Genomic DNA, 23620 nt, shown 5'->3' on the forward strand with positions numbered 1-23620 from the left:
ATAGTTACGTGTGATGAATCTTCATTGATCGCAGGACGCGGGCAACCGAAGATCCGATCGTATTTGGATACCCCTTCCGACAACTGAACCTGAGGGAACACGAATGAAAAAGATTGCTGCTGCTCTGGCCTTTGCCGCCATGTCCATCGCTGCCCATGCTTCGCCTGAGACCGACAGCGTGATGGCGACACTGAAGATCAAGTATCCCAACACGAACTTCACCAGCGTCGAGGCCACCCCGATTCCGGGGATCTACGAGCTCACCATGGGCAAGAACATCGCGTACACCGACAAGGAAGGGCACTACTTCCTCTTCGGCAGCATGTACGACATGGAGAAGCGCCAGGATCTCACCGCCTCGAAACGCGAAGCCGCCAACAAGATCGACGTCAGCAAGCTGCCCATTCAGGACGCGATCGTGCGCGTGAAAGGCAAGGGCACGCGCAAGCTCTACCTCTTCTCTGACCCCGACTGCCCGTATTGCAAGCAGCTCGAAGCGCAAGCGTTCCCACAGCTGGATGACGTGACCATCTATACGTTCATGTTCCCGCTCGACTCACTGCACCCGCAGGCGAGTGCCAAGTCGGAGTCGATCTGGTGCCTGCCGGCCGCACAACGCGCTGCTGCGTGGGACAAGCTCGTCACCCAGAACGTCCCGGCGCCGGCGGCGAAGTGCGACAACCCGATCAAGCGTATTGCTGCACTGGGCGACGGCCTCGGCGTGCGGGGCACCCCGACCCTGTTCAGCGCCGATGGCCGCATCTTGCCGGGCGCCGCTGACGCTGCGCGAATCGACGCGTGGCTCAATGGTGCGAAGTAATCAGGTGTCTCCCAACCACTCGCCTTCACGGTGAGTGGCGCATCGAAAGCCGCGGCCAAGGTCGCGGTTTTGTGCTATCTACTTCGTTGATCGGAGCCCATATGAAGGTAAGCCGCCGCACTACAGCGCTCTTCCTTGGCTTGGCACTCTCTACCATCGCCTGCGCGTCGTTTGCCGAGTCTCTCGGCCGATACGGCAATACCTGGGACATCCAGGAGCAGGACGCTGTCGACATGATCAAAGGTCGGTTGACCAACATGGAGAAGCAGGGCCAGCTGAAGAAGTTCTGGGAAGACTACAGGAACAAGCAGCTCTCCAACCTGGAAAATCCCCCTCCAGTTCCGGGTATATCGACCGCAACCGGTCCAAAGGTGTGGACGTTCGATCCTACCTATACCTACCCTGACAACGTGAAGGATCACCTGGGCAATGTTCTCGTTCCCGCGGGGACCAAACTCAATCCGCTCGATTTCACTGCTCTGTCGAAGGCCATCGTGTTCATCGACGGCCGCGACCCGAAGCAAGTCCAGTACGCCAAGAAGCGCATCGACGAGAATCCCCGCGACAAGGTCGTTCTCGTCGCGGGCTCTTTCCTGAAACTAGATCGCGAATGGAAGCGACCGGTCTACTTTGACCAGCAGGGCATTTTGACTCAGCACTTTGGCATCAAGCGGGTCCCGGCAGTGCTTTCCCAGAAGGGGAAAATGCTGCAGGTCGAGGAGTTCGCGCCATGAAGAAACTCATCTCAGCGGCCCTCCTGCTCGCCGGTGCACTCTTCGGTTCTGGCACTGCGAACGCCGACGCGCTTTGCACGGGCAAGTTTCCCAACCTGATCTCCGACGTGTGCTGGTCATGCATGATGCCGATCAAGTTGTTCGGCACCGCGACTCTTCTCGGGGGCGGCCAGGACGACTTCGATTCTGGCCCCGTGAACCCGATCTGCTTTTGCCAGAACCCGCCGAAAGTCGGCATCCCGACGTCATTCTGGGAGTTCGACATGATGACGGATGTGACTGCCGTTCCAGGCTGCTTCCCGCTGCTCGGTGGGGTGAGGGTGAACACTGGCGTGAATGCCGATGCCTTCGGCCAGATCTCTGATGACCAGTCGGGGGAGATCGGGTCTACCCGGACGTCGTTCATGCAGGTGAACCTCTACATCAATCCGGCACTGTACGTCATGGGCGCGATTCTGGACGATTCCTGTCTGGACCAGCGGGGCATTGACATCCCTTGGGTGTCCTTCGCCGACCCGACGCACAACGATGATGAGCTCGCCGGCATCATCGCGCCTTACGCGTTCCCGTTCGGAGGGATGGTTGCCATCGGCGCAATGTCAGCCGATGCAGTGGCGGCTACTGCAGGCTTTCCGATCCCAGAGATCTTCTGGGCCGCGGGCGCCTACGGGCACATGTATCCCCTGACAGGGAATAATGAGGCTCACCTGAGCATGGAGCAGACTGCGCGGCTCCAGACGACGCGCGTTCTGGCCAAACTCCATGCCGCCGGAACGCAGTGGTCAGCGTTCGGCAGCGATGCCATGTGCGGCTACTACCCGCAGATCATCATGGATAAGCGGCAGTACAAGTTCACGCGCCTGTACCCAATTCCGCAGACCGTCAAGATCGCCGGCAAATGCTGCGACCCGATCGGGCGATCGCCCATTCTTACCCAAACAAACACTGAATTGCCCATGCCGGGCTGGAGGGACTTTGGCTATGCGATATTCCGCAAACGTGATTGCTGCAGCGGCGCTTCTCCTGGCTAATGGCTGGGCTGGCACGGCCATCGCTCAGTCGCTCTCGCTACCACCCGAAGCCGAGATCCAGACAGAAATGGCCAAGCACCGAGAAGAGGCGGCAGCAGTCCTTGGACAGAACATCAAGCCGGTGAAGCCGGGTACGTTCAAGGTCGAGGTCCCCACGATTAAGGCGCCGCCGCCAGTGCGAACGCAGAGTCTGGACGACATCATGCAGCAGTATGCAGAGGCCAAGAAGGGTGGCCCGGCGCCGGCAAAGCAGGGGGCGAACGACCTCATCATCTTTGTCTCGTTCTCGATGCCAAAGCCCGTCCTTACTGAGCTGGCTCGACAGGCCAAGGAGACGGGCGCCGTTATGGTGGTCCGCGGTTTCAAGGACGGGTCGCTCAAAGCAACCAAGCTCGCCGCGCTCGAAGTCAACCGAGCGGGCGCCCCATGGGAGATCCATCCGGACCTCTTCAAGGCGTTCAAGGTAACCGCAGTGCCGACGTTTGTGGTTGCGAGTGCGGAGGCCGAATCCGTGCTTGACGACGGCTGCTCGCCGGAGACAGCCTACTCGGCGGTGGCCGGCAACATGTCCGTCGAGCTAGCCCTGGACACGATCCGCCGGCGGGCGCAGCCAACGATCGCAAAGCTCGCTGAGAACCGCCTCGCGGCCATCCGAGCCAAGAATCAGCCCGGCACATTGCGATGAACGGGCCTTGCTGGCGGGACGGCACCGGTCCGACCGCCAGCGGGGCTTGAGCCCAGGACATCAGCCTCCAAACCCGGTTCTTGTGGTTACCAAGGAGAAAATTATGCAGAAAATGCTTGGCATGGCCGTGGCCATGTCGACCCTATCCCTCTCCGCGATCGCCGGCGGTACTACGACGGTGAAATCGACTTTCCCGAACGTTGTACCTGTCGAGCAGGTTCGCCCGGCGGTCGAGCGCATCAATGGCGCCGACGGGGTCAAACCCGGCGACACACGTACCGCCGCACCAGGTGCAAAGCTCATGGAGTTCACGGTCTCGACCAAGACGACCACGCCGCTCCTGGAGGTTGTCCGAGAGGTGAAGCTCGAGGCCGGCGACGCTTCCCTGTCCCTCAAGGCTGGCGCCCGCGTTGCGCCGGCGGCAAAGATCGTCGACAAGGAGGGGAGGACCTTCTATCTGGTCAAGGCCGCCCCTGAGAGCAGCTCGCTCTTCGCCCGGAATCGCTACTTCGCCATTACGGACACCGGCGCAGTACTCGAGAACGCACTGAAGGCGACGGGAGATACCTACGAGATGCAGGAACCTGTCTCGATCACCCCGGGCGACATGGTGATCACCAAGTCTCGGACGAGCGGGCCAGCACTCTGCGGCATCTCAACCGTATTCCTTGGCGCCAACGACGGCGTGGCGAAGTACCGCGTCCTTCGGACCGATGCTTCCGGCCGAATCCGCGGCTCGCGCGACTTGGCATACATGAATGATCTGCGGCTGATTTCGATGGCCGGCACCCATCTCGCGATCGACAAGGTCGAGCCGAACTCGGTAAGTGTCCGTATCGTTGGCTCCACGCCGGCGGCCTGCAGTACCGCGATCTAGTTCCGACGACCACCACTCGAGCGCACCTGGAGGGCGAAAGTAAAAAGGCGGCACCGGTATCCGGGCCGCCTTTATTTCTATGTTCCACGCGACTCAGCAGCTCGCGCGGCCAGGCGTGTGAACACCTCGGCCATTTGATTGAGCACGCGCTGATCGCTGGGAATCTGCATGAGGCATCGTGCAGGCACCCCGCGCGACGTCAAAGGCTGCATTTCAATGTAGCCGTCGAGGTCCCGGATCAGAAGGCCGCTTGTTTTGACCTCTCCATTACGACCCAGGCACAATTCCAGCGACTCAAACTTCACCTCTTGCTCTTGAACTTGCATGACGATACTCCGGACATTGGTTGGCCCCGCGCGTGTCGACTCGCGTTGTTTCGGCCGCCAGTTGATGGACCAGAGATCGAACAAGTTCCGCTTCGCTGGCCATACTGATCCCCGCAATGCCCAAGCGCTGCTCGCCAGCACTCGTTGTACTGAACATGTACCGGATCTCGCTCCCGTGCTTGAAGCAGGACACGAAGAACTGCCCTTGCCTTTCATCCGTTACAACAAACGCGAACGGCTGGCGATCAATGCCTAACAACAGGATGCCGTTCGGCCTCCGCTGATAGAAACCAGCCTGGCCCGCGACGGGCTCGGCCTGCAACGCACCGTATTGGCGTCCATTCAAGTCAAGGGCAGGGGAGGGGCCACCCATGCCGGCCTTCTGCTGCGTAGCTGTGCGAGCGCATTCGTCCATGGTTTCTCCTTTGAAATGTGAAGAGTTACTGATGTCCGGGAATGCGTAACACGGCTCTAGAACGCGATTCGTCTGGCCAGAAACGTCCTCCTACCCCCCCACCACCTGCAACGACCATCGACAACAAACCCTCGCTAGTTGCGACCGTCAGTTACTTCCCCCTGTCCGGCATATCGAAGAGCCAGGCCTGTGCAAGGGGCCTGTTTCGTCTAACTTCAGGAGATACACATGAACCAAGCAACGACGGTGGCTAGCAGCCAGATGGCGATTCTGAAAGATGTCGTCCTGTTTGACTTCATCATCGGAGGCAGCACCGGAGAGAAAACGGTCGAGGCGGATGATTTCATCCGTGAGGTCGGCAAGATGCTCCCGCGAGGTTCTTTTTCGTGGGTTTCGAAATACCGTTCGGAAGCGAAGCGAGAGATCCTGAAAGTTGGCGTCGCTCGCCGCATTCACAACCGTGTGCGTGGCTACTTCGTACCGCTGAGCGAAGCCGCCGGGCTCTCCAGCAAGATGACGGACATCAAGGCGCGATTCATGAAGGAGAAGGCCGAGTTCCTGGCCAACCTCCCGAGGATCGTTGATGAGTGGGCGAATGCCCCGGTCAATGCCAGTTCGACCAACAATGGCAAGTCGCGAGCGGATCTCATTCGCCTGCACGCGCCAAAGACGGACGACATGGACCGCATGCTCTCCTTTGACATTTCCGCCACAGGCATCCAGTCCACCAGTTTCTTTGGCGAGGACGACGCGCTCCACGCAGAAGTCAAAGGCTTAGTTGGCCAGGCGGCGCTCGAGATTGCGGAAGACGTGCGAAAGTCCTGGAAAGGGCCGGCCGCGGGGCGCACGAGCAGCCGCGTCCTGGGATTGATTCGCCGTGTTCGCAACAAGGCGGAAGCGATGGGCGTCCTGTCGATGAAGTTCAGTCGACTGGCCGAAGTATGCGACAAGGTCCTGGGCGCAGTTCCGGAGGGGCAGAACATTGAAGGCGTTCAGTTCCTAATGGTGTCATCGCTCCTGTCCAGGTGCATGAAGGCGGAAAACATTCTCTCCGAAGACTCGGTAAAGTTTGATCCGCTCGATGTGGAATCAGCGGCGCCGGCGGTCACGCCTGGTGTCCAGCCTCCGGCCGCCAACGTGCCAATGCAGTCTCAACCCGACCTCGCCATCGGCGACACGGCCCCAGCCTTCGACGAATCGCCTCAACCTTCGAGCCCACTCCCTACTGCAATCCTGCCGAGCGCCGCTGAACCCGTGGCCTCGACCCAGGATGACACGCTGGAATTGGTCCTGTAACGAAAACGCCCCAGATTCGATCTGGGGCGTCTTTTCTTGGCGGGGATGGCCGGCGGCTTAGCTGACTAGATCAGGGACTTCAATCTGAGCCTTCGCCGTCAGTACACGTCCATAGTCGCGCTCATACAGCGCTGCATATCCGATCTGGACACGCAGAGGGAGTACATCCCATTCTTCGCGGGTAGGGGCGTAGGCCATCCACTGTGGGTCGTTAGCCATTTTTACGATGGCCAGCCACAGTTGCTCGTGCAGGTCTTTCTTGGAATAGAAGTCTTCGATCGAGAGATAGTCGGCCTGATTGAGTACCTGTACGGTCGGGATGCCGAGCCATTCCGCAATCGTGTCGAACCGATCCTTACCAAGCGATTTGATAGAGCGGTTACCGCTCATGATCGAGTTCCAGTACACCGGGGTGACTCCGAGGATGTCGGAGATCGTCCGCTGCGGAAGCCCGCGGTCAATCAGAGTCTTCCTGATCAGGTTGATCAGGCGAATACCATCAACATGGCGCTTGCCCGAGGCCTCAGCCTCGTGCTCAGACGCAGTGCTTTCAGCGCCGTGCTGTTCGTGCGTAGTCATTTTGGCGGTCACTTCGGTCGTCTTTCGCGATTTTGCGGAAACTCGCCGCGTCGGTGCTGCCGCATGCGATCCACCACCGTGTGCAGGCGCGGACTTTGTCATAGCTTCGTTCTCCGACGTGGCTAACAGGTCAGTAATCGGGAGAGGCAATCGACGCGCAGGGCTCGTCTTGCCTTATTGTCTTAGCAATCTGATTCTACACACATAACAACAAGATTCAAGTCTCTTATGCCATCGAGACAACAAGACAACTGTCCATTCTCAGAGTAAGGCCCAAATTCTCAAAGTACCTTGCAAAGATTCTCAGACTTAGTGCTCATAATTGGGAGCGGCGGGCGTGCGTGGTGCTGGCTAGAAGGGCCTAGGCATGGAGGGCGAGGACGTACGGCCCGCGTGCGCATATCCGGCGAGGGGCTTCCGTGGCGGTACATCCATGTAGGGTGGATTGATCTGCCGCCCCACCGTGGTTTTGCATTCCTGGCGTGTGCGCAAAGGTGGTGTCCCAGCGATCGCCGGTCAGTCCCGTGCGTGCCTCCCGTGGCAGAGCGCGATCAACGGGCTGAAGTAGTCGATCGACACTGGTACCTTCCGTTTGCGAACAAGGTCGTCAGTGTTGGTGGCCCGCTCGTCAGAGGGCGCATGAAGCAACTGCACCACGCGCTGACGATCCTCGAATGCGACCGGCTGTGGGCCGCACTGCAGGGCGTGCAGCGATTGTTCATGCAGATTCAGGAGATGAACCTATTTCAGCATCTGAGGCGAGGGGCGGGGCCGTTCAGCAGATGTTTGTAGGGCGAAAATAGTACCGGTACGAAACTAAAATAAATTTGGTACGGCTACCTATGCTTCATCCCGAGAGGGAGGAGGGCTGGGCCCGTACCGTTTGCATTTTCAGCCCTCCGAAATAGCTATTCGGCCAAAACGGACTAGCTCCGCCCTCCCAAAATGGCGGACATTGTCTGGTCTAACGGGGAGGCTTACGGGTACTGTCTGGTGCCCTTGCGCCGGGGCTGGCTCGCACGAAACTCCGTAATGGACTCACGCAACCGGGTCGCGTTCTTCTCGGTCCCCAACAGGTGCAGCGTCTCCTGGATGCTCTCGTAGGCCTGAAGCGACATGAGCACCACAGGTGCGCCACGCCGTCTCTTGATGACGAGTGGCTCGCTGTTCTTGCAGACTGAGACTATCGTCTTCTCAAAATCTGCTCGCACTACACTAAGGGCCATTGATTTCATTGGGTCAATCCTGCTCAAGTGGGCGTGCGTCGGTCCGGCTGTGGTCTACCAGTCCAGACGATAACAAGAATTTCCTCCAGTCCCTTGAAACTCTAGTTCGGTCCGTATGTGGCTTCCGATGTGGCGCGCGACGACGATCGGCATGATCTGCGCAACGAGGATCCGATTAAAAAGGGCAATGGAGCTTACTCTGACGCCTCCTTGACGCGGCTCCCTGCGAAGGATGTGCAGGACGAGGAGGCCGGGAGGAGAACGGGGCGCTTCTCGACTAGCAGACTTGCTCCAATTCGGATCGATGCCCCGTCCCTGACGCGCATTACGCGCTCTCGCCTGCACAGGGGTGCTTTGCCCTTCTGCGGGGTGTGTGTTGATGTGATCAATCCACATCGACCTGTCGACAGGAATCATTCGATGTCCTGCCGGCGCCGCGCCGCCCCTTGGATGCCCGGTTGGCTTCCGCCAAGGTTCGCGAGTCGTTTGGCCGCTTCACGCTGGATCAAGGCCTTTAGCGCTTCGCGCACAATTGCCGTTTTCTCCGACAGGCCCGTATAGGCTTGCGCCTTGGCTAACAATTCGTCGTCAAGCGCAATAGTCGTACGCATGGGAACCTCCGCGAGTACAAGCAGGACTTATAGCATCTATTGATGCCTAAAATGGTGCGTCTTGTCATTCGGAACGCGGGCGGCATGTCACACCAATAGGACAGTTCGTGGAACTTGAGACCGGCCAATTGCCACCGAGCGTGCGGCGTTCATTTAGGAGTACACCCGCGGTGCAGGTCCTGGCTGCGGTAACGTTCGCCTTAGCACACAGCCGTATCGCCGCTGGACTGAGTATTGGGATAATCAATGCACTTTGTTTGAGCAGAAGTCTTGGGCATTTTGTGTTGTGTCGCGCCATTAAGGTCGGTACGTCGCGCCATTAAGGTCGGTACGCGGGGCTTTCAATCGCCCCAAAGCCTTGCTGGAGGCGGCCGTACCGACCTTCTCCATTTGTTGTTGCCGATTATTTGCCACGGATAACGACAAAAATGACAGAAATTCGACTTGTCATTGTTCGCACAGATTGGTGCATTCGAGTCCTGACATCATCAAAGCGTGATGCGGACCGTTTGCCGTGCGGACGCGGCATGCGATCAACTGTACTCTTTTCGGAATCACCGCGGCTAATATTACTGAGCTTGCAGCGGATTGCGCCTGAACCTTCACACTTGATTCCAGTTCGCGTCAGAAGGGGTAGAGAGGCCAGCTCGTCGTTCAGGATGGGGAGGGTGCCGTCACGTGGTGGCTGTGGCGCATGGCGTTCGGATAGTGGCTCGGCCGACCCGCTTGTGGCGCCCTAACCGGCGTGCGGAGACGTGGACGCAGTAGTTGTAGGGCAAGAATTAGCCTTCCGCCCAAAGCAAGGGATCACGGGGTATGCGGCTAACCGGGCGTGCTGCACCGGCATGGTCGAGTGCCAACATTAGCGCCATCAGCGCGACTGGGCACTTTCCGAAGTTTGCGCCGGTTGCAGCAGTCAATGATCGCTTAGAGCCCTGTCAGCGATACGCGAAGTTTCCCCTTATAGGCACTACGAACGGGCCTGTGCGACTTGGCGTTGTCCGAAATCTCTGCCAGGGCCAGCCAACCTGGACACTTCGTTTTTGCAGGGCAACAACGTCTGCCCGCAGCTTTTCACTCGGCTTGCTTGTGTTAGCCATATCAGCAGTGGCAGTTTCTTTCGCGTTCAAAATGGGCAAAAGAGTGCATTCTCCAGCCACGCGTACCAATCCCAAGGATATATGCAGTCACCTGCCGATTCGTGATGGAAGATGGGGACCATCTCCCGCTGAATCAACTGCATCAGTTCGCGAATGTATGGTTGTGGAATCGAGGCAAGCGCGACAAACGCGCCAAGGCGATCCTGGCCAATCGGTACGTGGTTTCGAAGCTGATCTAATTGGCTCACCGTTCGCATGTGTTTGGGCCTCACATTTCCTATGCATTGCTGTGTCGTTGCCGAACAATGGCGGCCAAGTCAGGCGCGGCCGCGTGCACTAAATGGCGCGAGCTGGTTGACGTCCAGTCGCACAAGTTGCTAGGCAGCCGGGCAGGACTGCCGCTCAGGTCGTCATTCCATCGCAGAGCGCAGCAGCAGGAAGTTTCCATTGACGGTGCGTTTCCGAGTTCGCTGGCCTCGGCACAAATGCGTACCGCTCGCCCGATTCCGTATGGCATTCAAGTCCCGAGCGATTGCCCAGAACCCATTCGTCGATGCCGACCACTGGCTCCAAATGCCAGGTTCCTGATTTGTGCAGCCCGCTAGGCACCAGTGCTTGAACGGCGCCGATTCGCTCTGGCGCATGAATAAGCATATCGACCACGTCCTCCATTGACGAGGACAGAATCCAATTCGGCAGTTCGCTGGGGTCGAGGTGCTTCACCTCCAACAGAAGGCTAGGGCGCATTTCGTCAACGCTAACGCATTGCCAGGCTTGGGCGGGTGCAACCAGGGCTTGTAATGAAGGATTGGGATGACGCCAAGCTTCCTGCGTTAAGAACACGACTCTCTCCAAGGTAATGAACACTATAGATTGTAGCTCTATAGTGTTCATAAAGACGAGATTATGGGATTTGCTTCAGCTCTTCCCATGACGCTCAGAGAGAACTTTGGTGGTGCGTTGCGTACAGTGCGGCGGTTCCGGAAAGCTCCGCAAGAGGCGCTGGATGTGGTTTCCAGCCGGACATACGTCAGTAGCCTAGAGCGAGGGTTAAAGAGTCCGACACTGGACAAAATTGATTCTCTTGCCGAGGCTCTCAACGTACATCCACTTACATTGGTGGCACTCACATATTTGCGGTCGCGTACGCGATCTGAGCAACGCGCCATCTTAGAGAAGGTTCGATCGCAACTCGAGGAGTTGTCTAAATTCGAGAAGAAGCAGCGGACTGAGCCCTAGCGTCCGCGTGCAGTAGATGCCTTTTGCTAGCGATTCCGACGCTCGGGAGTAGGCTGGCGCCGTGTGGCGCCTCCGCCCGAAACTTGCACCGTAGGACAGGATCGCCGCGCAGCCATCGCTACGCGGCGATCTCATGTTAACGCTCAGGAAGAAGCGGCAACTCAATCTTCGCAATGCTCCGGTTGCCGAAGGTTGCCGAAGGTCGCCAGCGTGCCAAGAGCCAAGAGCCAAGAGCCAAGAGCCAAAAGCCAAAAGCCAAAAGCCAAAAGCCAAAAGCCAAAAGCCAAAAGCCAAAAGCCAATGCGCCAGTCAGGAAATCACGGCGTGACGCATGCGCAAGAAGTACTGCCGCTATCGCCTCCAATCGGCGGTTACCGACCCTGAGCAGACACCCAATTCGCCACGCTGGTCACCGCGAAGCGGTCATCCACGCAAGGACCGAGCTATCGTATTGAGCCAATCTGGATAAGCGTCATTTTCAGCGTAGTAGACAATCGCTGCGACCCGTTGAGCCGGTGAGAGTTGGCTCGCGAGTTCGCCTAGTACTTCATCGAGAGCTATTGACACCTCAAGAAAATACTCAAAGCCCTCTTGCAGTACGTTGCTAGGAATGCGGTACTCGTCGGTCAATGAAACCAACCGTGCGTCCGAGTTTGCGGTCCATGGTCGTTTTGCGACGATGGTGAGTGTGTTATCGACCGACTCCAGGTCCGCGATGAGGGAAGCGAGGTTCATGTAAATCCGATTCTCTGTCGTCGTACGTGTGCAACGCGAAGCAGCCTCTAGTGAGCGACCGGTGCTGGCCGATAGGCGGTAGCCGCAGCAAAACACTTCTCCATCACGACGTTGGACAGCCTAAGCCCCGATGAGCATACGCAGCTTACCTAAGTCTGTGGTCTCTGATTCGATGTGAAAAAGGTCGTCGGCCACGCCGCTTGCGTTATCCGCAATGCCAATGACGAAATCGCGCCCGAATTTCGAATGCAGTTGGGCCAAGCGCGCCACAACTCGTTCGATGTCAGCAAACCAATCAGTTGGCTCGAATTCAGGCTCGGGCAGGGTCAAGTTGACTCCTAGGTCCCAGTCCGGCAAGTCATCTGGTCGGCTACCAGCGTGCATGCTCTTCTGGTTCACCACAATTGGGCGCGAAGCGACCCAGCCTGACGAGTCTGCAAGTGCGACGAGCTCCCGCTCGATAGCCACTGCAACGTCGTCGAGGTCAGTCCCATCTACATACGCATACAGGGTGTGTCGTTGCATGGTGCGGTGGATGCCTTTGAGGACCAGACTACGTATTGTGTGCAATGTGGTGGTGGTTGTCGACTGGCCGCTTCTGGCCGGTCCCCGTCGTCCGCCCCAGTCACAGGCCAGGCCCGGCTCCATCGGCGGCTCGCGACGCTGAGCGGTCATTGGGATGGGCCAGAGAGTGATATCCATTAGACCGGGAGAATGCCCTCAGCGCTTTGTTTTCAGCGCCTCTTGTATTTGCTGGATAACGAGGGCTTCGATATCCCCCTGAACCGCCCCGGGATTTGGCTTGAGGAGGCTCCAACTCTTGAGAGAATGGAGCCATGAACAAGACGAACAAGTTCTCACCCGAGGTGCGCGAGCGTGCCGTGCGCATGGTGCAGGAGCATCGAGGCGAATACCCCTCGCTATGGGCAGCCGTTGAATCCATCGCGCCCAAGATTGGCTGCGTATCGCAGACGCTGCTGGACTGGGTCAAGCGTGAGGAGGTCGACAGCGGGCAACGCGAGGGCCTGACCAGCAGCAAGCGCGAACGCCTCAAGCCGAGCGGCCCAATCAACTATGGGTGTCGGACTTCACCTATGTCTCGACCTGGCAGGGTTGGCTGTATGTGGCGTTCGTCATCGACGTATTTGCGCGGCGAATCGTAGGCTGGCGCGTGAACAGCACCATGCGTACGGACTTCGTGCTGGATGCCCTGGAACAGGCTCTGTATGACCGCCAACCGGCCAGCTCCGATGCCTTGGTTCATCATTCCGACAGAGGCTCCCAATACCTGTCCATTCGCTACACCGAGCGCCTGGCCGAGGCTGGCATCGAACCCTCGGTCGGCAGTCGTGGCGACAGCTACGACAACGCGCTGGCCGAGACCATCAATGGGCTGTACAAAGCCGAATTGATTCACCGCCGAGCGCCCTGAAAGTCCAGGGAATCCGTGGAACTGGCCACCCTGCAATGGGTGCGCTGGCTCAACCACATCCGACTGCTTGAGCCCATCGGGTACATCCCTCCGGCTGAAGCTGAGGCAAACTACTGGCGGCAACTCGCCAGCGAGGCGCTGTGGCGGCCTCAACTTAAACCAATCGGCCTCCTCGAAAACCGGGGCGGTTCACGGATGAGTTCAGCGCATGCGTTGAGCGAAGAATAGTGGCCACTCCACTCGTCACGGAGAGATCGCAATCGCCCCATAGAGTACTTGCGCTCTGCGTCTTGAACGACGGAAGGTGGGACCGCCTCCTTTCCCTCGCAAAGCTCAATGCAGCAGTTGACGAACGAGATGGCGTCGCGTGGTCTGAATAAAGTTCTGCTGAGAAGGTAGTCGATGGCGGATTCGTTTCGAACTGCGCCCCGGAAAACGTCGTCGAATGTGACCTTCCTCTGCGTGAACTGTTCTCTGATGAGCTTCTCGATACGAAGGTCCAGGAGCTGCCTAAGCTGGGCTTTGCTCCACCTCAGGCGGAGGATAAGGCTTTCGAATTTTTCTTCCTGGAAGCCTGCCTCGCGAGTTGACTCGAAGACCGTCCGCAGCAGGTCTTCCCAAACCGCTATAACGACCTTGACTGACCTGACGCGCTGGAATGCCCTGATTGTCTCAACGAGAGCTCGAATCAGCTTGTATCGGATGCGATCGTCAACCCAAGACTCGTCTAGCCTGTCGATGACGATGTAAAACCTATTTTTGGGGTCGGTGAAGATCTCATCCGCCAAGAGCGTAATGATCTCTCCAAGCTCCCGAACCTGATTCTCGTTGACGACGGACTGGGCCTTATGGATGACTTCTGCCTTTACCTCGTCAGTAAGGTTTTTCGCCGCTGAAGCATTTAGTGAGAAGCCATGAACCTTTGCATCCAGCGTACCGGCAAGCTTGCGCTCGAGTTTGGTGGTGAACTCTTTGACGCGTGTCTCCGTGTCCTGCCAGAATTGGTCGTTCCACTGGCGGAGATACTCCACGGCGCGTTTCTTTGCCTGGTCTTTCTGGAAGAGATCCCGGAAATTATCCAAAAAGCCCCAGGGTTCATGCTCGGTAATCTTGTAACGCCGCCGAAGTAGTTCCACCACGAAAACATGCTTCCACAGTAACTGGTAGAAGAGGTCAAGCTTGACGCCGGCGGACTCGAAGAACTGGATGATGTCGGAGTTCGCCACATAGCTCAGCGATAGTGTCTCCGCGCGAAGCTCGAAGGCATTCGACTGGGTCTCCAGGAGCCGCGCAAGTAGAGCGCTTTTCCCTGCGCCAACACGGCCAACGACAATACGTTTGGGGTTGTCGGAGTCAATCAAAGACTCCAAGTCTCCCGTGTCGAGAAAGCAGTCGCGCAAGAACTGCTCGTCGGACTCGGCGTCCATGGCCCCCACTGAGCTGTTTCTGCGAAAAACATACTTCATGTGACCCCCGTTCTATTTGTTCGATGGGATGCGTATTTTTGCCGGCAGTTATGAAGGCGAGGATGATCGTGCAATTATCCGCGATTACTGCTTACATTGCCTTCACTGTCCGCTGCTTCCCGTCCGCCTTCGGGTTTACGTAACCAGGCGCGAGTGGGGCGCTGTCGGCGCCATACAACGCTAGCGGATCAGCAAGCCAGAGCGCGAATTGTGGACCCGTAGACTGTGGTCCGGTGAGCAGTCGACATTCTAGCGTCTTAGCATGTAGCCAGCATTTGCAGCCCGTACTTTCACCTTGCGTACCCCCTCCGGCGTGTCGTAGTCCAAGCAAGCTGCAAGACCACCGGATGCGGAACTGCCTCTGTAACGGCTTCCGGCGGGGGAACGGGAGCCCTGCAATCGGGCACGTCGATAGTACCCGAGAACTGAATGCCCGTTTTGGGGGGTACGTTCGCAGTGACCGTTCCTGGCCGAACGCGGAAGTTCGTCGGTCGCCAAGGCCCGCCGGAACCGTGGACTTCCGTTCCCGACCCATTTCGGCCACTGGGGCCTACGCATCATCAGCGGAAGCTCCCAGTTGTAGAGCAGTCGTTCGCCTTACTAAGTCGGCCAGCAGGCATATCAGCCGCGTCAAGGGATGGCGCATCTTCAGCAAGACCCGGAAGCATGTCGGTCAATGAGTGCGGTCAAGGTCGGCCCCCGAGTCGTCAGCGCTGTACCGTTGGCTGCATCGGCGCCGGCACGCAGGCGTTGCGAAACCTGTCTTGCCCGGCGTCCCGCCGGGGCCTAGCACCCCGGTCAGATCATGTCGTGGCGGGCGATCGCGAAACGCGATCACCTGGCGCAGAATGCACCTGATGGTGCTTAACGAGGAAGCGCCGTTCTCGTGTCGGTCGGACAGATAGCGGACGCACGGCGTCGCGAGTCGGTTCCCTTACCTGTCGCGCGCGCGGTCAGCGCGGTAGGCGTTCGGGCCAGTCCGAAACAGGTGCTTCAGGTGACCACCGTTCAGCTTTCGGTCAAAGCCTGGTCCAACACCTTATCGAATGCCGCGGCTTCCTCGAACTGCACCCAGTGGCCCGCGTTGGGGATGATGCGCAGCCACCTGAATGCCGGTGCCTTGCTCAGCGCACCGGCGATCAGGTCCGTGCGCCCCCGATAGAGCGCATCCTGTTCGCCCCAGATGCCGAAGAGCGGGCACCGCACGGCAGGCAGGGTACGCTGGATGACGTCCGTCTGGTGCAGACGACGCTTGGGCATGCGGTCGCGCAGCAGGTCAGCGCGGTAGAGATGGAAGGCAAGGCTGTCGTCATCTGTCGTCGCCTCGCGCGCGAGCATCAGCGCGCGCATATTGGCGTGCATGACATCGTCACGCTCGGGCCCGGGAGACAGATGCATCCACGCACGCAGGCCCAGCGGATTCGCCGGCCCGATGCCGAGCGCAGGCGCACCGACCAGCACCAGCCGTCTTACGCGATGAGGCCAACGCGCGGCGATGAAGCTGGCGACCATGGTGCCGAACGAAAAGGCGACCAGATCGTACGCGGCGCCGTCCAGCAGTTGGTCGAGTGCCCGCTCGACAGGTTCAGGCAGCGCGTCAGCATCGGTGCCCAAAGGCGGCCGCGCAGAGTCACCGAAACCGGGCAGGTCGGGCACCCAGACGCGCCGGCCGGCACTGACGAGCGCGCTGATGTTGCGCGCCCAGTGGACCCAACTACCCGAGCCGCCGTGCAGCAGTACCGTAGGCCGCCCCCCAGGCAGGCCCCAGGCACGCACAAGGATGTCACCGTCGCCGCAGGGCACCACAAAGCGACTCGACGCCGCATCGAGCGCCGCCGCATCGGCCAGGGTAACGACGGCGGTGGGAAGCGTGCAAGCTGTTGACATGGAGATATGGAACGCCAGGGTTCCAAAGTCAAAACACCCTACCCTACCACGGGCGACCACCACGGATTGACGACGCCCTCCACCGATAAGCTCGCTCTCGGTCAGTCCCCGCTGCCTTGATGGAGGCCGGCCCCTTGTCGGCCTCCATCTCGGGGAATGTACCGAGAGTTTCACACGTGCTGTCGGCCGCTTCGAATTCGACTCTTAGATTCGGCAGTTCATCAGCTCTGTCGCTGCGACAAAGGTAACGGTCGGCCGCCCAAAGCCTGATACATGCACAACGATCAAGAATCGCTGAAGATTTTGCGATAGACGCCCATGCGTCGCCGAAGGACCATTGCTTGTTTTCAAAGGAGACGACGTTGACGCAAGTAGATAGGAGCGAGTTTTGCCTGAGCCGGCGAGCAGTTCTGCGCGGAGCTGCGGCCGCGGTTGCAGCGGCTGCCCTCCCTGCGCCTGCGCAAGGTGCTTGGCCGTCAAGGCCTGTGAGAATCGTCGTGCCGTTTGCGGCCGGAGGCGGCTCGGATGCCATCGCGCGCTTTACCGCCTCCAGGCTCAACGCCGCGTTGAAGCAGCCGTTCGTGGTCGACAACAGGCCAGGAGCAGGCGGTAACCTTGGCACGGAGCAGGGATTGCACTCAGCGCCCGATGGCTACACGCTGACCCTCATCGCTTCGAGCTACAGCGTGAACGCTGCGGTCTACAACCTTGGGTTCGATCCTGTGGCAGACATGACGCCCATCGTCCAGATCTCGAATGGCCCGCTGCTCATCGTCGCTAACCCGAAGACCAACATCAAGACGATCGGTGACCTGATTCAGAAGGCCAAGACCAACCCGGACAAGATCAACTATGCGACCTCCGGCGCGGGCGGGGTTGCTCACGCTGCGACGGAACTCTTCATGGATCGCGTAGGCATCAGAATGACGCACATCCCCTACAAGGGCGCCGCGCCTGCAATGTCCGACACTCTTGCAGGCACATGCGACGTCTACTTCAGCAGTGTTGCAATTGCCTTGCCGCACATTCGCGCCGGCAAGCTTGTTGCTGTAGCGGTCACAACGCCAACCCGCCTTAACGCCCTGCCGAACGTTCCGACGGTTGCCGAGTCGGGGATACCCGGTTTCGACGTACCCCACTGGCATGGTCTGATCGGACCGAAGGGCCTCTCGCAAGAGGTGGTCGCAAAGGTGAACTCGGCCGTCAATGCCTTTCTGAAAGCGCCTGATGCCAACGAGCACCTGCAACGCGATGGTGTTTCGGCCGCTGGCGGAACACCTTCCTTGCTGCAGGAACGGATCGCTCGCGAGGTGGCGGGATGGAAGAAGCTGGCAGCAAAAGGGCGGCTCAAGGTCGACTGACGAAGAAAGGGCGCTCGCAGCGCCCCTGTCATGTGCCGACGAGCGATTTCGACGTGCCGACGACTTGTGTATCCGTTCGCGCCGCGTATTGATAGAAGTAGCAAAGCTTACGACTCTCAGATGACCCAGGTAACCTTGTTCACGCCAGCCAAAGTGCACTACATCGGTGCCGTCTTATGGCTCCTGGCTTCGGTGCGAGGGGTCGCGGCGGAAGCCCCGCCCTATAGTGTCCTGTTGCAGCAATCGATGGCAAGTGCCCCGGCGATGATGGCGCAGGCCGCCACCGTCCGCGCCGCAGATGCCGATGCCAATCAAGCACGTGCCTGGCTGAATCCACGGATCGATACGGTCCTGGAGAACCTCGGCGCACCGTCAAGCGACGGCACGAGCCAGCGCCAGAACACCTACTCGATTACCCAGCCATTTGAGGTTGGTGGCAAGCGGGGCGCACGAATCGAAGTGGGGGACCGCAACTATGCCGCAGCGCAAGCGCGTGAGCGCCTGGCACGGGTTGCTTACGCGGCAGAACTAGCGGTTGCCTATGCCGCCGCGGAGGCCATGGCCGCCCGGATGGCGCTGGCGACGGAAAACCTGGCACGTGCGAACGAGGAGTTCACTGCTGCGCGTGCGCTAGTGCAGTCCGGAAAGGAAGCAGCGCTGCGCAGCGCGCAAGCGCAGGCAAGTGTGGCGGCCGCTCAGGCTGCGCAGGCCGCCGCCGACAATGACGCCACGCATGCACTGGCGCGGCTGTCGGCCATGACGGGAGCTGCCGAACCGTACACCGCGGTGTCCAGTTCCCTGCTAACGACACAAGGCACCGTGCCGACCGCGGCACTCCCCGGACAGGAGGCCCCGACCGTCGCTGCGGCAGAGGCCGAGCGCAATGCGCTGGATGCACAAGTTGGCGTGGAAAGAAAGCGCTGGATTCCGGACGTGGGCGTAAGTGCCGGCGTGCGTCGATACGGATGGACGAACGCCAGCGGATATGTTGTCGGGGTGACGGCATCGATTCCCCTGTTCGATCAAAACCGCAGCGGCATCAATGCGGCCGTGGAGCGCGTCGCGGCCGCGCAGGCCAGGCTCGACAACATGCGACTGGAAGCCGTAGCGGCGCGCCGATCCGCCATCTCGCAGGTCAGCGCAACGGATCGCCAGATCACCGCGGCCGAGGAGGGTGAAAGGGCGGCGGCAGAGGCCTATCGAATGGGCCGCGTCGGTTATAACGCCGGCAAGACGCCGCTGATGGAATTGCTTGCCGTCCGGCGTGCCTTGCTGGAGGCCAGGCAACTCACCATTGACGCGCGTCTGGCGCGCGTGCGCGCACTGGCGGTGCTTGCCCAGGCGGACGGCCACCTGGCATTCGAGGACACCAAATGATGAAGAACAAGCGTCAGCCTGCAAGCTGGCCGGTGGTTGCAGGCGTTGCTGCGGTAGCAGCGTTGATGGGATTCGGCGTCGCGCGCGTGCTGTTGCCGGGGAATGGGCCCGTTCCCGCGAAGGCAGCCGACGCGCAAGCCGCATCGGAAGCAGCGGCAGCCAAACCGGCAGGCCCACGAGAGGTTCGAATTCCGACCCAGTATCTGGCGGCGGCAAACATCGCCGTCGAGCCGGTCGCCAGTGTTGGGGTGGGTTCGGAGATTCTGGCGCCTGCCTGAGTCGCCGCAGTACCGGGAGGCGAGGCTGTGATTGTGTCCCGTGCGGCGGGCACGGTGCTGCGGGTTCAACGTCGCCTTGGCGAGGGTGTGCGCGCCGGTGATGTGCTGGCCACCGTCGAAAGTCCGGAGGCTGCAGCGATGGCTTCGGAACGCAGGGTAGCACAAGCCAGGGCGGATCTCTCCCGCAGGACGTATGAACGTGAAGCCAGTCTGTTTCAGCAAGGCGTGACACCGCGCCAGGAAATGGAATCAGCCAAAGCGGCACTGGAGGTCGCGCAGGCCGAGGCGCAGCGCGCCACAACGGTTGCCGAGGCTGCGCACCTGACAAGCGATGGCCGGGCGGTCGCGGTGGTCAGCCCCATCGCCGGCAAGATTACTGCCCAATCGGTGACGCTGGGCGCGTATGTCGCGCAGCAGGCCGATCTGTTCCGTGTGGCTGGCCTGGGCGCCGTGCAGGTCGAGGCCGCCGTCACTGCAGGGGATCTGGGCCGTATTTCACCGGGTGGCCAAGCCGCGATTCTGCTTTCCAACGGATCGCCGTTGCCGGCGAAGATCCAGGCTGTCACGCCAACCGTATCGGGCAGTGCACGCGCGGCCACGGTCGTCGTGAGACCGGAGCAACCTTCGGACCGCCTGGTGGTAGGCGAAGGTGTCCAGGTTCGCTTGCGCGCCAAGGCAAACAACAATGGCGAGTTGTCGGTTCCCGAAGATGCCGTACAGAACATTGATGGCACCGATGCGTTATTCGTGCGCACGGAAAATGGATTCCGTGCGCAGCCGGTTCTGGTCGGTACGCGCAGTGGCGGCATGGCGCAGATTCTCTCCGGTGTGCGCGCCGGGGAGCAGGTGGCAACGCGTAATGCCTTTCTGGTGAAGGCCGAGATGAACAAGGCAGCTGGGGACGACGAATGATTGGCAATGTCCTCAGTGGATCGATTCACTACCGATGGCTTGTTCTGTTCCTGACGGTCGTGATTGCCGCAATCGGCGCCTGGCAGCTCAAGCTGCTGCCGATCGATGTCACGCCCGATATCACGAACAAGCAGGTGCAGATCAACACGGTGGTGCCAACCCTAAGCCCCGTGGAGGTCGAGAAGCGCGTGACGTATCCGATCGAAACCGCTATTTCAGGGTTGAACGGCGTCGAGAACACGCGGTCGATGTCCCGCAACGGGTTCAGCCAGGTCACCGTCATCTTCAAGGAGAGCGCCAACCTCTACTTCATGCGCCAGCAGGTATCGGAGCGACTCGTGCAGGCACGTCCCAGCCTGCCCGCAGGCGCCGAGCCGCAGATGGGTCCGGTTTCCACTGGTCTGGGCGAGGTATTCCACTACAGCGTGGAGTATCAATACCCTGATGGCAAGGGCGCACCGCTCAAGGACGGGGCGCCGGGCTGGCAACGCGATGGAAGTTTCTTGACCGAGCGCGGGGAACGGCTTGATGACCGTGTGTCGAAGCTTGCATACCTGCGAACCGTGCAGGACTGGATCATTCGCCCTCAGTTGAGGACAACGGCTGGTGTGGCCGACGTGGATTCCTTGGGTGGCTATGTCAAGCAGTTCGTGGTCGAGCCTGATGCTGCAAAAATGGCCGCCTACGGCATCTCATATGGCGACCTCGCACAGGCTCTGGAGGATGCCAATCTTTCGGTGGGTGCGAACTTCATGCGCCGTTCGGGTGAATCGTACCTGGTGCGTGCCGATGCGCGCATCAAGTCGGCGGACGAGATCTCGCGCGCCGTGATCGCCCATCGCCAGAACGTGCCGATCACGGTCGGCCAGGTGGCGTCCGTCAAGATTGGCGGAGAACTTCGCTCCGGTGCGGCCAGCCGCAATGGCCAGGAAACGGTGATAGGCAGCGCGCTGATGCTGGTTGGCGCGAACAGCCGTACCGTGGCGCAGGATGTTGGCGACAAGCTGGAACAAATCTCGAAGACGCTGCCGCCGGGTGTAGTCATCGTTCCTACGCTTAACCGATCGCAACTGGTGACCGCCACCATCGAGACAGTCGCCAAGAATCTGGTGGAAGGCGCCTTGCTGGTGGTGGTAATCCTGTTCCTGCTGCTGGGCAACTGGCGCGCTGCCGTCATTGCAGCGCTGGTCATCCCATTGTCGATGCTGGTCAGTGCTATCGGCATGAATCAGCTTGGGATCTCCGGCAACCTGATGAGTCTGGGTGCGCTGGACTTCGGCCTGATCATCGATGGTGCGGTGATCATCGTCGAGAATACCCTGCGGCGATTGGCGCAGCGTCAGCATCAGGAAGGTCGTCTACTGACGCTGAGGGAACGCCTGGACGAAGTGTTGCTGTCGTCACGGGAAATGCTTCGCCCCACGATCTATGGGCAACTCGTGATCTTCCTGGTATTCCTGCCGTGCCTGACATTCCAGGGCGTGGAGGGAAAAATGTTCTCGCCGATGGTGATGACGCTCATGCTGGCGCTGGCGTCCGCATTCGTGCTGTCCCTGACCTTCGTGCCTGCGATGCTGGCTGTGCTGCTACGCAAGGAAGTTTCCGAAAAGGAAGTACGGGTGATCGTCGCGACCAAGCAGTGGTACCGCCCGTGGCTGGAGCGGGCGGTGGCGCGACCGATTCCGTTTGTCGGCGCCGGCTTGCTGGTGCTGGCACTGGCTGCAGTTGCGTTCGCCTTTGTCGGTCGCGAGTTCATGCCAACGCTTGACGAACAGAACCTTAACCTGTCCTCCGTTCGCATTCCATCGACATCGATCGATCAGTCGGTGGCGATTGATTTGCCGCTGGAACGCGCCGTGCTCTCGCTCCCTGAGGTGAAGACTGTGTACTCCAAGGCGGGTACCGCCAGCCTGGCGGCTGACCCCATGCCGCCCAACGCCTCCGACAACTACATCATCCTCAAGCCGAAGAGTGAATGGCCGGATGGCGTAACCACCAAGGAACAGGTGATCGAGCGTATCCGGGAGAAGACGGCACCGATGGTGGGCAACAATTACGACGTCACCCAACCCATTGAGATGCGCTTCAATGAACTGATCGGTGGCGTGCGCAGCGATGTCGCCGTAAAGATCTATGGCGAGAATCTCGACGACCTGACCGCCACTGGGCAACGCATTGCCGCCGTCTTGCGCAAGACACCCGGAGCAACGGATGTGCGCGTACCGCTGACCAGCGGGTTTCCCACCTTCGACATCGTATTCGATCGCGCCGCTATCGCGCGGTATGGGCTGACGGTGAAGGAAGTGGCCGATACCGTCTCGGCAGCGATGGCGGGCCGCCCGGCAGGCCAGATATTCGATGGCGATCGGCGCTACGATATTGTCATCCGCCTGCCAGGCAATCAGCGGGAGAACCTCGATGTGCTTGGCGCGCTGCCCGTGATGCTGCCAGCCGCCTCGGACCAGGCGCGGGTTTCCGTGCCATTGCGGCAGCTTGTCGAGTTCCGATTCACACAGGGCCTGAACGAAGTGAGCCGCGACAACGGCAAGCGTCGCGTGTACGTGGAAGCCAATGTGGGCGGGCGTGACCTCGGCAGCTTTGTAGACGATGCTGCTGCGCGGATCGCGCGGGACGTCAAGTTGCCTCCCGGCATGTACATCGAATGGGGCGGCCAGTTCCAGAACCTGCAAGCCGCGACCAAGCGACTCGCCATGATTGTGCCCGCCTGCTTCGTGCTGATCGCCGCGGCGCTGTATATGGCGATCGGCAATGCAATGCTGACCGCGACAGTTCTGACGGCTGTGCCCCTGGCGCTGGCGGGAGGCGTGTTCGCACTACTGCTGCGCGGCATCCCGTTCTCCATCTCCGCAGCAGTGGGTTTCATTGCTGTCTCGGGCGTGGCCGTTCTCAATGGTCTCGTCCTGATATCGGCCATCCGCAAACGGCTGGAAGACGGGGTGGCGCCGGACGCGGCCGTGATCGATGGCGCGATGGAACGGGTGCGACCGGTGCTCATGACTGCCTTGGTGGCATCTCTGGGCTTCGTGCCCATGGCCCTCGCAACGGGGACGGGTGCGGAGGTGCAAAAGCCACTGGCAACGGTCGTGATCGGTGGATTGATCACGGCCACCGTGCTCACGCTCTTCGTGTTGCCCGCGATATGCGGCATGGTGGTGCGCCGGAAACGGGGCGCGGGCGTGGGTCGCGACGAACTCGCTGAAGCTTAGGAGGTT

General features: G+C 60.0%; 23 protein-coding genes and 3 pseudogenes. 15 read left to right on the forward strand and 11 right to left on the reverse strand.

What is annotated here, in order from left to right; genetic code table 11:
* Positions 1-103: 103 nt before the first annotated feature.
* From RMET_RS30350 to RMET_RS30370, 5 genes are all read left to right on the forward strand, one after another.
* A complete protein-coding gene (locus tag RMET_RS30350; protein WP_011229372.1) occupies positions 104-820 on the forward strand; it encodes a DsbC family protein in 717 nt (238 codons plus the stop codon).
* Between the two features lie 101 nt (positions 821-921).
* Positions 922-1554, forward strand: a complete 633-nt coding sequence (gene traW, locus RMET_RS30355; RefSeq protein WP_011229373.1) for a type-F conjugative transfer system protein TraW — start codon at positions 922-924, stop codon at positions 1552-1554.
* The gene (locus tag RMET_RS30360) at positions 1551-2585 is read left to right on the forward strand and encodes a TraU family protein (RefSeq protein ID WP_011229374.1); all 1035 of its coding nucleotides are present in this window, start codon (positions 1551-1553) and stop codon (positions 2583-2585) included. Before traW ends, RMET_RS30360 begins: the two co-directional genes overlap by 4 nt.
* A gap of 67 nt (positions 2586-2652) precedes the next feature.
* Positions 2653-3270, forward strand: a complete 618-nt coding sequence (trbC, locus tag RMET_RS30365; protein WP_011514826.1) for a type-F conjugative transfer system pilin assembly protein TrbC — start codon at positions 2653-2655, stop codon at positions 3268-3270.
* 103 nt (positions 3271-3373) lie between these two features.
* Positions 3374-4147 carry a hypothetical protein gene (locus tag RMET_RS30370; RefSeq protein WP_011229376.1) on the forward strand — a complete coding sequence of 258 codons (774 nt, stop codon included), beginning with the start codon at positions 3374-3376 and terminating at the stop codon, positions 4145-4147.
* Positions 4148-4224: 77 nt separating this feature from the next.
* Here the strand turns inward: RMET_RS30370 and RMET_RS33855 are convergent, their stop codons facing one another.
* A complete protein-coding gene (locus RMET_RS33855) occupies positions 4225-4473 on the reverse strand; it encodes a hypothetical protein (protein ID WP_017512257.1) in 249 nt (82 codons plus the stop codon).
* Positions 4442-4888 (reverse strand): hypothetical protein, encoded by a 447-nt coding sequence (locus RMET_RS30375; RefSeq protein WP_049799862.1) that lies wholly within the window; start codon positions 4886-4888, stop codon positions 4442-4444. The genes RMET_RS33855 and RMET_RS30375 overlap by 32 nt, the downstream gene beginning before the upstream one ends.
* A 228-nt stretch (positions 4889-5116) precedes the next feature.
* Here RMET_RS30375 and RMET_RS30380 point away from each other — a divergent pair, with 228 nt between their 5' ends.
* Positions 5117-6184 carry a DUF3150 domain-containing protein gene (locus RMET_RS30380; protein ID WP_011229377.1) on the forward strand — a complete coding sequence of 356 codons (1068 nt, stop codon included), beginning with the start codon at positions 5117-5119 and terminating at the stop codon, positions 6182-6184.
* Between the two features lie 57 nt (positions 6185-6241).
* Here RMET_RS30380 and RMET_RS30385 read toward each other — a convergent pair whose 3' ends face one another.
* A complete protein-coding gene (locus RMET_RS30385) occupies positions 6242-6865 on the reverse strand; it encodes a helix-turn-helix domain-containing protein (RefSeq protein ID WP_011514827.1) in 624 nt (207 codons plus the stop codon).
* Between the two features lie 537 nt (positions 6866-7402).
* On the opposite strand from RMET_RS30385, the gene RMET_RS33860 reads away from it, so the two are divergent.
* A complete protein-coding gene (locus RMET_RS33860) occupies positions 7403-7555 on the forward strand; it encodes a hypothetical protein (protein WP_011229378.1) in 153 nt (50 codons plus the stop codon).
* A 185-nt stretch (positions 7556-7740) separates the two neighbouring features.
* Here the strand turns inward: RMET_RS33860 and RMET_RS30390 are convergent, their stop codons facing one another.
* The 3 genes from RMET_RS30390 to RMET_RS33295 all read right to left on the reverse strand — a co-directional run bounded on the left by RMET_RS30390 (position 7741) and on the right by RMET_RS33295 (position 10543).
* Positions 7741-7998 carry a type II toxin-antitoxin system Phd/YefM family antitoxin gene (locus RMET_RS30390; RefSeq protein WP_011229379.1) on the reverse strand — a complete coding sequence of 86 codons (258 nt, stop codon included), beginning with the start codon at positions 7996-7998 and terminating at the stop codon, positions 7741-7743.
* Between the two features lie 404 nt (positions 7999-8402).
* Positions 8403-8600: a type II toxin-antitoxin system VapB family antitoxin gene (locus RMET_RS30395; RefSeq protein WP_011229380.1), complete on the reverse strand. Its 198-nt coding sequence runs from the start codon at positions 8598-8600 to the stop codon at positions 8403-8405.
* Positions 8601-10102: 1502 nt separating this feature from the next.
* A complete protein-coding gene (locus RMET_RS33295) occupies positions 10103-10543 on the reverse strand; it encodes a hypothetical protein (protein ID WP_128646586.1) in 441 nt (146 codons plus the stop codon).
* 87 nt (positions 10544-10630) lie between these two features.
* Here RMET_RS33295 and RMET_RS33300 point away from each other — a divergent pair, with 87 nt between their 5' ends.
* Positions 10631-10939: a helix-turn-helix domain-containing protein gene (locus tag RMET_RS33300; RefSeq protein WP_104669951.1), complete on the forward strand. Its 309-nt coding sequence runs from the start codon at positions 10631-10633 to the stop codon at positions 10937-10939.
* 423 nt (positions 10940-11362) lie between these two features.
* Here RMET_RS33300 and RMET_RS30400 read toward each other — a convergent pair whose 3' ends face one another.
* Complete coding sequence (locus RMET_RS30400) at positions 11363-11674, reverse strand: hypothetical protein (RefSeq protein ID WP_017513085.1); 312 nt, start codon at positions 11672-11674, stop codon at positions 11363-11365.
* Between the two features lie 120 nt (positions 11675-11794).
* Entirely contained in the window at positions 11795-12199 is a 405-nt protein-coding gene (locus RMET_RS30405) for a hypothetical protein (protein WP_227874024.1), read from the reverse strand.
* A 311-nt stretch (positions 12200-12510) separates the two neighbouring features.
* Here RMET_RS30405 and RMET_RS34620 point away from each other — a divergent pair, with 311 nt between their 5' ends.
* Positions 12511-12837: a hypothetical protein gene (locus RMET_RS34620; RefSeq protein WP_011229381.1), complete on the forward strand. Its 327-nt coding sequence runs from the start codon at positions 12511-12513 to the stop codon at positions 12835-12837.
* Positions 12726-13247: pseudogene (locus RMET_RS30415) on the forward strand (IS3 family transposase); the annotation flags it as partial. The gene RMET_RS34620 and the pseudogene RMET_RS30415, both read left to right, overlap by 112 nt.
* 8 nt (positions 13248-13255) lie before the next feature.
* On the opposite strand, the gene RMET_RS30420 reads toward RMET_RS30415, so the two are convergent.
* The 3 genes and pseudogenes from RMET_RS30420 to RMET_RS30425 all read right to left on the reverse strand — a co-directional run bounded on the left by RMET_RS30420 (position 13256) and on the right by RMET_RS30425 (position 16459).
* Complete coding sequence (locus tag RMET_RS30420; protein WP_231138523.1) at positions 13256-14533, reverse strand: P-loop ATPase, Sll1717 family; 1278 nt, start codon at positions 14531-14533, stop codon at positions 13256-13258.
* A 130-nt stretch (positions 14534-14663) separates the two neighbouring features.
* Positions 14664-14863, reverse strand: a pseudogene (locus RMET_RS34335) (WYL domain-containing protein); the annotation flags it as partial.
* A gap of 717 nt (positions 14864-15580) precedes the next feature.
* Positions 15581-16459, reverse strand: a complete 879-nt coding sequence (locus tag RMET_RS30425) for an alpha/beta fold hydrolase (RefSeq protein ID WP_011229384.1) — start codon at positions 16457-16459, stop codon at positions 15581-15583.
* Between the two features lie 362 nt (positions 16460-16821).
* Between RMET_RS30425 and RMET_RS30430 the strand changes: the two genes are divergently transcribed.
* From RMET_RS30430 to RMET_RS30445, 5 genes and pseudogenes are all read left to right on the forward strand, one after another.
* On the forward strand, positions 16822-17820 hold the full coding sequence (locus RMET_RS30430; RefSeq protein WP_198162177.1) for a tripartite tricarboxylate transporter substrate binding protein: 999 nt from the start codon (positions 16822-16824) through the stop codon (positions 17818-17820).
* Between the two features lie 120 nt (positions 17821-17940).
* Positions 17941-19197: a TolC family protein gene (locus RMET_RS30435; RefSeq protein WP_011229386.1), complete on the forward strand. Its 1257-nt coding sequence runs from the start codon at positions 17941-17943 to the stop codon at positions 19195-19197.
* A complete protein-coding gene (locus tag RMET_RS34480; protein WP_051069083.1) occupies positions 19194-19475 on the forward strand; it encodes a hypothetical protein in 282 nt (93 codons plus the stop codon). Before RMET_RS30435 ends, RMET_RS34480 begins: the two co-directional genes overlap by 4 nt.
* A gap of 21 nt (positions 19476-19496) precedes the next feature.
* Positions 19497-20387, forward strand: a pseudogene (locus RMET_RS30440) (efflux RND transporter periplasmic adaptor subunit); the annotation flags it as partial.
* Positions 20384-23614 (forward strand): CusA/CzcA family heavy metal efflux RND transporter, encoded by a 3231-nt coding sequence (locus RMET_RS30445; protein ID WP_008642698.1) that lies wholly within the window; start codon positions 20384-20386, stop codon positions 23612-23614. The pseudogene RMET_RS30440 and the gene RMET_RS30445, both read left to right, overlap by 4 nt.
* Positions 23615-23620: the final 6 nt, after the last annotated feature.

It is taken from the genome of Cupriavidus metallidurans CH34, from assembly GCF_000196015.1.
GTDB lineage: Bacteria > Pseudomonadota > Gammaproteobacteria > Burkholderiales > Burkholderiaceae > Cupriavidus > Cupriavidus metallidurans.

Coding starts and splice junctions, on each gene's coding strand:
- RMET_RS30350 (WP_011229372.1), top strand. CDS start 104: ATGAAAAAGATTGCTGCTGCTCTGGCCTTTGCCGCCATGTCCATCGCT.
- traW (WP_011229373.1), top strand. CDS start 922: ATGAAGGTAAGCCGCCGCACTACAGCGCTCTTCCTTGGCTTGGCACTC.
- RMET_RS30360 (WP_011229374.1), top strand. CDS start 1,551: ATGAAGAAACTCATCTCAGCGGCCCTCCTGCTCGCCGGTGCACTCTTC.
- trbC (WP_011514826.1), top strand. CDS start 2,653: ATGGCCAAGCACCGAGAAGAGGCGGCAGCAGTCCTTGGACAGAACATC.
- RMET_RS30370 (WP_011229376.1), top strand. CDS start 3,374: ATGCAGAAAATGCTTGGCATGGCCGTGGCCATGTCGACCCTATCCCTC.
- RMET_RS33855 (WP_017512257.1), bottom strand. CDS start 4,473: ATGCAAGTTCAAGAGCAAGAGGTGAAGTTTGAGTCGCTGGAATTGTGC.
- RMET_RS30375 (WP_049799862.1), bottom strand. CDS start 4,888: ATGGACGAATGCGCTCGCACAGCTACGCAGCAGAAGGCCGGCATGGGT.
- RMET_RS30380 (WP_011229377.1), top strand. CDS start 5,117: ATGAACCAAGCAACGACGGTGGCTAGCAGCCAGATGGCGATTCTGAAA.
- RMET_RS30385 (WP_011514827.1), bottom strand. CDS start 6,865: ATGACAAAGTCCGCGCCTGCACACGGTGGTGGATCGCATGCGGCAGCA.
- RMET_RS33860 (WP_011229378.1), top strand. CDS start 7,403: ATGAAGCAACTGCACCACGCGCTGACGATCCTCGAATGCGACCGGCTG.
- RMET_RS30390 (WP_011229379.1), bottom strand. CDS start 7,998: ATGAAATCAATGGCCCTTAGTGTAGTGCGAGCAGATTTTGAGAAGACG.
- RMET_RS30395 (WP_011229380.1), bottom strand. CDS start 8,600: ATGCGTACGACTATTGCGCTTGACGACGAATTGTTAGCCAAGGCGCAA.
- RMET_RS33300 (WP_104669951.1), top strand. CDS start 10,631: ATGACGCTCAGAGAGAACTTTGGTGGTGCGTTGCGTACAGTGCGGCGG.
- RMET_RS30400 (WP_017513085.1), bottom strand. CDS start 11,674: ATGAACCTCGCTTCCCTCATCGCGGACCTGGAGTCGGTCGATAACACA.
- RMET_RS30405 (WP_227874024.1), bottom strand. CDS start 12,199: ATGCAACGACACACCCTGTATGCGTATGTAGATGGGACTGACCTCGAC.
- RMET_RS34620 (WP_011229381.1), top strand. CDS start 12,511: ATGAACAAGACGAACAAGTTCTCACCCGAGGTGCGCGAGCGTGCCGTG.
- RMET_RS30420 (WP_231138523.1), bottom strand. CDS start 14,533: ATGGACGCCGAGTCCGACGAGCAGTTCTTGCGCGACTGCTTTCTCGAC.
- RMET_RS30425 (WP_011229384.1), bottom strand. CDS start 16,459: ATGTCAACAGCTTGCACGCTTCCCACCGCCGTCGTTACCCTGGCCGAT.
- RMET_RS30435 (WP_011229386.1), top strand. CDS start 17,941: ATGACCCAGGTAACCTTGTTCACGCCAGCCAAAGTGCACTACATCGGT.
- RMET_RS34480 (WP_051069083.1), top strand. CDS start 19,194: ATGATGAAGAACAAGCGTCAGCCTGCAAGCTGGCCGGTGGTTGCAGGC.
- RMET_RS30445 (WP_008642698.1), top strand. CDS start 20,384: ATGATTGGCAATGTCCTCAGTGGATCGATTCACTACCGATGGCTTGTT.